The organism is Paraburkholderia sp., from assembly GCF_024281035.1.
In the GTDB taxonomy this organism is placed as follows: Bacteria; Pseudomonadota; Gammaproteobacteria; order Burkholderiales; family Burkholderiaceae; genus Paraburkholderia.
In genome coordinates this window covers 1-6,565 of record NZ_JAMXLH010000036.1, presented here as the reverse complement: position 1 = coordinate 6,565, position 6,565 = coordinate 1, and the positions used below count along the sequence as shown (strand labels likewise).

Sequence of the window (6,565 nt, the reverse complement as noted above, 5' to 3'; positions counted from 1 at the left end):
GATCGAAGCCTGCAAGCAGCTGAAGTATCTGTTGGGCAGCGCCCGGGCCGCATCCGCGGGCCCGGGCGCCGACGCTTGATGCCAGGGCGCACTGATTTACCGCGCCCGATATAAGTCCGCAGTTCGTTTCGCATGCAAGGACGCGCCGGGGACGCGAAGGATAACTCAACAATAATCACGGCCGCGATTTTCGACTCGATAGATTTAGCAGTAGCAAAGCTGAACGCCCCCATAAGGGGTGTAGTGGTAGTTCCAGAGAACCTGAATTTTCAAAGTATTTGGTGGAGACAAACAAATGGCAAGGAAACTGCTCGCGGCGTCCGTCCTCGCGGTGCTCGCATCTACGGCGCATGCTCAAAGCTCGGTAACCCTCTATGGCCTTATCGATGAGGGCTTTGATTTCACCAACAACGTTGGAGGAAACCGGGTATACGAGCTTCAAAGCGGCTACGTTCAAGGCAGCCGGTGGGGACTGAAAGGAACGGAGGATCTCGGCGGCGGCCTGAAAGGCATTTTCGAGCTGCAAAACGGCTTCGACGTCAACACCGGCCATTTGAATGAAGGCGGACTGATGTTCGGCCGCGAGGCGTTTGTTGGATTGTCCAGCGACACCTGGGGTGCGATCACGTTGGGGCGCCAATATGATTCCGTGGTCGACTTCCTGGCGATGACGACAGCCAACGGCACCTGGGGTGGATATCTGTTCTCGCACCCCTATGACAACGACAATACGGACGACAGTTTCCGGGTGAACAACTCCGTGAAATACACCAGTCCCGTATTCGCCGGCGTACAGTTCGGGGGAACCTACGCCTTCTCCAATACGACGAACTTCGCCAATAACCGGCAGTACAGCTTCGGCACATCGTACACAAACGGCGGTCTTCTTCTTGCCGCGTCGTACCTTCAGGCGGATAACCCGTCATCGAACGCCACGGGCGCGATCACGAATGCCGGCGACGAGAATTTTGTCGGCACGCGTCTGCGTATTTTCGGAGCCGGCGTAACCTACACCCTGGCAAATACCACGGTTGGCTTCTCCTTCTCGAACACGGACGTGGCCAACGCAACGGGTTCGACGTATGTCGGTGCGATTACGCCGACTGGCGGCGCAATTTCGAATCTGCGATTCCAGAACTTCGAGGTGAACGGCAAGTATCAGTTCACACCGGCGTTCTATGTGGGGGCTATGTATGTCTACACGCGGACAACGCTTTCGTCGGCGTCCGGGAAGCTGCATCCGAACTATCAGACGGCCGGCTTGATGGCCGATTACAACCTCTCGAACCGCACGGATCTGTACTTCCAGGGGCTGTACCAGCATGTTGGCGGCGACACGACCGGCTCGGTGCTGGACGTCGCATACATTCCGGGTGCGGACGGCGTCTCATCGACCCGCAATCAAGTGGTTCTGCGCGCCGCAATTCGCCACCGTTTCTGATCCGTCGACGAACGCGTTTCTTGTCGATGCAAGGCAACGCCAACTGACCTCGTAGTCGCAAGGCTACGGCCGGGGGCTCTCGACGCCGCTCACAGGCGGCCGGGGCCCCCGGGATTTTCCGCACGCGGCGCGGGCTTCCCCCGTGCTTGCGCTGCATCATCCGCCGCCTCTGCCGATTCAGCTCGTTCATCGGCTCAACGCCAATTACCCTTGTCTCGACAGGCAGACTGGCGACGGCGAGCGGAATCCGGGCGCGTAACTGCGCACGTAATTGCGCACGTAATTGCGCACGAAACTGTGCGAGCAGGCGCGCGCGGTGCGCCTGATGTCCATTCCCGGCATCGGCACCATCACGGCAAACCTGCAGGCGTCGGACTCCGGAAACATCGCTTCTTTTTCCGGTGGAAAACCTGCGATCATACGGAACACGCAGCGAGCGTCGTTCGCGGTCCGGGAGAGAAAACGTCCCATGCCGGCGATATCCGGGCCAATGGCCCGAAGCGCTCCCTTCCACACCCGCTGATGTGGCCGTTGCATCAGCACAACGTCATCAAAAATTGCGCGTGTTCGCACAACGCTTTACCGATCCCGACCGAGTGGATCCGCTCCGCTGAGCACCGTGTGAAGGGCGCTTATCGGACGATGAATCTTTTATGAAAAAAACACGCTGCTAATTAGTGAGTATTGTTTCTATCAGCGAGGTGTACCGCATTCTGCGTCCTTCTATACTCCGTCCGTTCCCGAACTCACTATAACTGTTTCGTGGCACAAACCAGAATTAACGACGGAGAAATTGAATGAAATACGGGTGTTTTGCCATCGCTGCATCGATGCTGTGCGCCAGTGCAGCACACGCGCAAAGTAGCGTCACGCTGTTCGGGTTGATTGATACGAGCATTGCCTATAGCAGCAACGCCACCGTCAATCCCGCAAAGCCATCCGCAGGTGGCGGCACACAGTGGCAGGAATTTTCGGGGACCGTCTATACGTCACGCTGGGGCCTGCGCGGCAATGAAGATCTGGGTGGTGGCCTGAGCGCGGTATTCTGGCTGGAAAACGGCTTCGACGCGACCAAGGGCTCGGCCAAGAACGGCGGCGATCTCTTTGGCCGGCAGGCATGGGTCGGTCTCGCGTCGAATAAGTACGGCACGCTGACGCTGGGCCGCCAGTACGACTTCATGGTCACGTACCTTGCGCCGTTGAGCGCCACGGGTTCCGGTTTTGGCGGCAACGTCGCCGAGCACCCGTACGACAACGACAACCTGAACAACGATATGCGCCTGAACAATTCGGTGAAGTTCAGCAGCGCGTCGTTCGACGGAGTAAAGGTCGGCGCGATGTACGCGTTTTCGAACCAGCCGGGCCAGGTCTCCAACAATAATGCCTACAGCGCGGGCATTAGCTACTCGGTCGGTCCGGTCAACCTCGCGGCGGCATACCTGCAGATCAATCGCGACGCGAACTCGCCGAACGCGACCGGCGCGGTCAGCACCAACGATGGCGATGCGTTGACGACGGGTGGCCTGCAGCGCATGTTCGGCCTGGGCGCGCAGTACATGTTCGGGAGTTCTTCGGTCGGCGTGCTGTGGACGCATACTTCGACGGAAAGTGCGACGAGTCTCTGGCTCGGCGGCAACACCGCCAATGGCGTACTGCCCGGAGCGTCGAACGGTGCGGGTAACTACATCAAGTTCGACAACTTCGAAATCAATGGCCGCTACTTCGTGCGTCCGGACTTCAGTCTCGGTGCGTCCTACACGTACACGATGGCGTCGTTCAGTTCGCCGACCGGCAACGCACATCCGCACTGGAATCAGGTGATGGCGCAAGCCGATTACAATTTCTCGAAGCGTACCGACGTGTACCTGGAAAGCGTCTACCAGCGCGTGGGCGGCGGCAACGGCATTTCCGCGTTTAATGCCGGTATCTATACGATGAACCCGTCCAGGAACAATCAGCAGGTGGTCGTTGCTGTCGGCCTCAAACATCGCTTCTAAGCGATGCGCCGCGTTCAGCGGATCGCGGTACTTCTGATCTAAAAGTGCGACGTTGCGTGCAATCCAGGTGCCGCAACGAGCGGCGGGCGCAACGTTCGCACTTTCTCCATCAAATCGATTCGATGAGCCACGCTGAGCCAGCTTCGGCTCACGATTTCCCTCGCGCCGGGACCGTAAGCCGGTTGCCCTGGCCGTTGCGTGCCCATCTGGTGCGATTGCCTGTACACAGGATCGCCGCACGACACACGCAGTGTTGACCGACCGGTCTATCCTGCTCTGCCTCGCTCACCGGCTGCGCCCGGTAATACGCCCTCGATCTTCCGATACCCACGCGTCGCGCCTGCCGCGAGACCGGCAACGCATGCGCACGGCCGATCATCGTATGCAGCGCCCTCAGTCAGGACACGTTCTTCCGTTGCGATAGCCACGGCTCTCAGACCGGCCTTTCCTTCGCCCAGTCCAGCTGCGCAATCCAGCTGCGTAGTCCCCGAAAAATGGGGCCAACTATAGTTGCGTCTTTAGTGCGGCATCGGCAGCCCGGTCGGGCACCCGGGAATCCGCGGGCTAGTTGGGGTTGGCGCGTAATCGCTTGTCCTTATAGACAAGATCGAAATTTCCGCTTTGACGCGATTCCTGATTTGCCGGATCATTTCACTATTGATGAAAAACAATAAATACAGATCCAGAATTTTCATCCTGAGCTAGTCGCTCGTGATTTCGAGCCTGGCCGCATTTGGAGTGTGAAATGTTGAAATTGCAGCCCACTAAAGGCATCTTCCTGCTTGTTACGTTGCTTGGCTTCGGTGTAAACGCCCTCGCGCAGCAAAGTACCGCCGATCAAGAACCGGCCGTCGCATCCGGCAACACGCAATCCCAGCAGATCGCCGCAACGCCGGTCACCCCTGCCGATCATGCGGTGATTGTTACGGCACCTTCCACAACGGCACCGGCAAACCGCAAAGCGGCAGAGTGCGTTGGACCTGTAAGTTTTTGCAACATCTATTTCGGCAGTTGACGCATTTTCGAACAGCGTCAGTCCAGATTCACCAGGACTGATTACGAAGTGCGAAACCGCAGCGCCGTCCCCAGTTGATTCGCTTCGCTCCTGTCGAGAGCAGGAAGATAGCCTGACGCCGTATTTATCGGCAAGCGTTTTCTTCCTGTCTTCAGGATAACTTGCAAGTCTGGTCAACTATGTGAGCGGGTTATCGTGATATGTGTACTCGAAACGAGTACCCGCATATCAAACATATTTGAGCACCATTGTGAATCATCTTATCGCAGCAATGCGAACCTTTCTGAAGATCGTCGATGTGCAAGGGTTTGGCCGCGCAGCCGAGCAATTGCATCTCTCCCCTGCACGCGTAACACGGCATATCAGCGAACTGGAGTCACACCTCGGTGTGCGGCTTCTGCAGCGATCGACCCGCAAGATTGCGCTGACCGATGTGGGCTCGCGCTATGCGGAAGGATGCCGTTCGCTGCTATCCGAGCTTGAAAAAATCGAATCGCTGGCGAAGGAAGAATCGACGCAAATTTCGGGCGACCTGCATGTCGTCGTGCTTGCGAGCTTGATGTCGCCCGAGCTTGCCATGCTGTTCGCCGATTTCCGCGAGCGTCATACCGATGTGTCGCTGCACATCACGCTAACCGAATCCGACGTCGATCTGCTCGGCGGAGGATTTGACGTCGGCATTGTGGCCGAAAGAATGATTAGTTCGCTTTCTCTGGTCTCGCGCACGCTCGTACACGCGCCACTTGTCGCCGTTGCATCGCCTGCTTACATGATGAATGTCTCGTCGCCGCGGCGGCCGGCAGACCTCGGCGAGCATCGCGTTATCACGCACGTGGCTCACGGGAAAACCTTTCGCTGGCTAGACGGGAAAGGCCGGAACCACAGCGTGCACCTCGATGCCTGTTTCGCCGTCAACAGTGCGCAGCTGCAGCGGCAGATCGCACTGGCTGGCGCAGGTATAGCACTATTGCCGGAATTCATGATCGCGAATGACGTGAAGATGGGAACGCTAGTCCGGGTGCTGGACAGTTTCCGCATCGAGAACAACGACGTCACGATCAAGGTTGCCTACCAGGGACGTGAATTTCTGCCAGGCAAGGTACGTGCATTTGTTGATCAGGTAGTTTCACATTTTGATCAACTTTCAATCAGCTCTCCACCACAACACGCATTTCACCTCAAGGGAACGCACACGCACGCGCCCGCACACGAGCTGAAAATGCTTCCGGCCTGAGGCGCAATCCGGCAATCGCGTATTGATTGTCAGTGGCTATCATCGGCCGCGGGAAAGAAGGCGGACCTGCGCCGACGAGCAGTGCAATAGCGTGTATGGGAGATGCACCCCGCAAGCGATGCACTCGCTCCGGCCAACGGGCTGATTTCTTCACTAGTATTTTTTCTTGTCGCCGCCACGCGGCCCTACGCGCAATGCCATCTCGTTCACAGAGAAGCGCGTACGGCGGCGTGCGCGTTCAGGCGAACCAACGACTCATCGAACGAGAAGTGCTGCGAGAGACACGCACCATAGCGTGACGCGCTCTGCGCGACGGCACGTCTGATAAGCTGCTGCGAGATTCGTTCTTGTGGATCTTCATCATGCGACGTGCATCGCTTGCAATCCGGGCACTTTTTGCGTTGTGCTTACTCGGCGCAACGTTCAATCATCTCAGAACGATCGCGCAACACGGGTTGCTTTGGGATTACGGCTACGGAACGGCAATTTCGCCACTCAGTAAGGTCTACTGGGATACCTTGGCGGTCCTCGATCCGTTGGCTGCCGTGCTTTTATTTCTCAAACCACGAGCGGGTGTGTGGCTTACGGTGTTCATAATCGTGAGCGACGTTCTGCACAATAGCTGGTACGTTGCCGCGCACGATCAATGGTCCGCTTCGTTCTATCTGGCGCAAGTGCGATTTCTTGTTGTGGTGCTTTGTCTCGCGCCTGTTGCCGCGCGCGGCGTGTCGCCGCGGAGCCAGGCGACGCCACGAACTGCGGACTTATATCGGGCGCGGTAAATCAGTGCGCCCTGGCATCAAGCGTCGGCGCCCGGGCCCGCGGATGCGGCCCGGGCGCTGCCCAACAGATACTTCAGCTGCTTGCAGGCTTCGATC

At 57.9% G+C, this 6,565-nt stretch carries 6 protein-coding genes; 5 read left to right on the top strand and 1 reads right to left on the bottom strand.

All coding sequences use genetic code 11. The features are described 5' to 3' along the window. The first annotated feature begins 295 nt into the window (after positions 1–295). On the top strand, positions 296–1,441 hold the full coding sequence (locus Q0L30_RS12895) for a porin (RefSeq protein WP_296655620.1): 1,146 nt from the start codon (positions 296–298) through the stop codon (positions 1,439–1,441). A 204-nt stretch (positions 1,442–1,645) separates the two neighbouring features. Here Q0L30_RS12895 and Q0L30_RS12890 read toward each other — a convergent pair whose 3' ends face one another. Further along, complete coding sequence (locus tag Q0L30_RS12890; protein ID WP_296655617.1) at positions 1,646–1,912, bottom strand: hypothetical protein; 267 nt, start codon at positions 1,910–1,912, stop codon at positions 1,646–1,648. A gap of 326 nt (positions 1,913–2,238) precedes the next feature. Between Q0L30_RS12890 and Q0L30_RS12885 the strand changes: the two genes are divergently transcribed. The 4 genes from Q0L30_RS12885 to Q0L30_RS12870 all read left to right on the top strand — a co-directional run bounded on the left by Q0L30_RS12885 (position 2,239) and on the right by Q0L30_RS12870 (position 6,469). Beyond that, positions 2,239–3,438 carry a porin gene (locus tag Q0L30_RS12885; RefSeq protein ID WP_296655614.1) on the top strand — a complete coding sequence of 400 codons (1,200 nt, stop codon included), beginning with the start codon at positions 2,239–2,241 and terminating at the stop codon, positions 3,436–3,438. A 745-nt stretch (positions 3,439–4,183) separates the two neighbouring features. Further along, positions 4,184–4,453 carry a hypothetical protein gene (locus Q0L30_RS12880; protein ID WP_296655613.1) on the top strand — a complete coding sequence of 90 codons (270 nt, stop codon included), beginning with the start codon at positions 4,184–4,186 and terminating at the stop codon, positions 4,451–4,453. A gap of 250 nt (positions 4,454–4,703) precedes the next feature. Beyond that, positions 4,704–5,687 carry a LysR family transcriptional regulator gene (locus Q0L30_RS12875; RefSeq protein WP_296655609.1) on the top strand — a complete coding sequence of 328 codons (984 nt, stop codon included), beginning with the start codon at positions 4,704–4,706 and terminating at the stop codon, positions 5,685–5,687. A 347-nt stretch (positions 5,688–6,034) separates the two neighbouring features. After that, positions 6,035–6,469 carry a hypothetical protein gene (locus Q0L30_RS12870; RefSeq protein WP_296655606.1) on the top strand — a complete coding sequence of 145 codons (435 nt, stop codon included), beginning with the start codon at positions 6,035–6,037 and terminating at the stop codon, positions 6,467–6,469. Positions 6,470–6,565 lie beyond the last annotated feature (96 nt).

What these genes read in the sequence shown, in the direction of transcription:
- Q0L30_RS12895 (WP_296655620.1), top strand. Translation starts at nt 296, where the DNA reads ATGGCAAGGAAACTGCTCGCGGCGTCCGTCCTCGCGGTGCTCGCATCT.
- Q0L30_RS12880 (WP_296655613.1), top strand. Translation starts at nt 4,184, where the DNA reads ATGTTGAAATTGCAGCCCACTAAAGGCATCTTCCTGCTTGTTACGTTG.
- Q0L30_RS12890 (WP_296655617.1), bottom strand. Translation starts at nt 1,912, where the DNA reads ATGGGACGTTTTCTCTCCCGGACCGCGAACGACGCTCGCTGCGTGTTC.
- Q0L30_RS12885 (WP_296655614.1), top strand. Translation starts at nt 2,239, where the DNA reads ATGAAATACGGGTGTTTTGCCATCGCTGCATCGATGCTGTGCGCCAGT.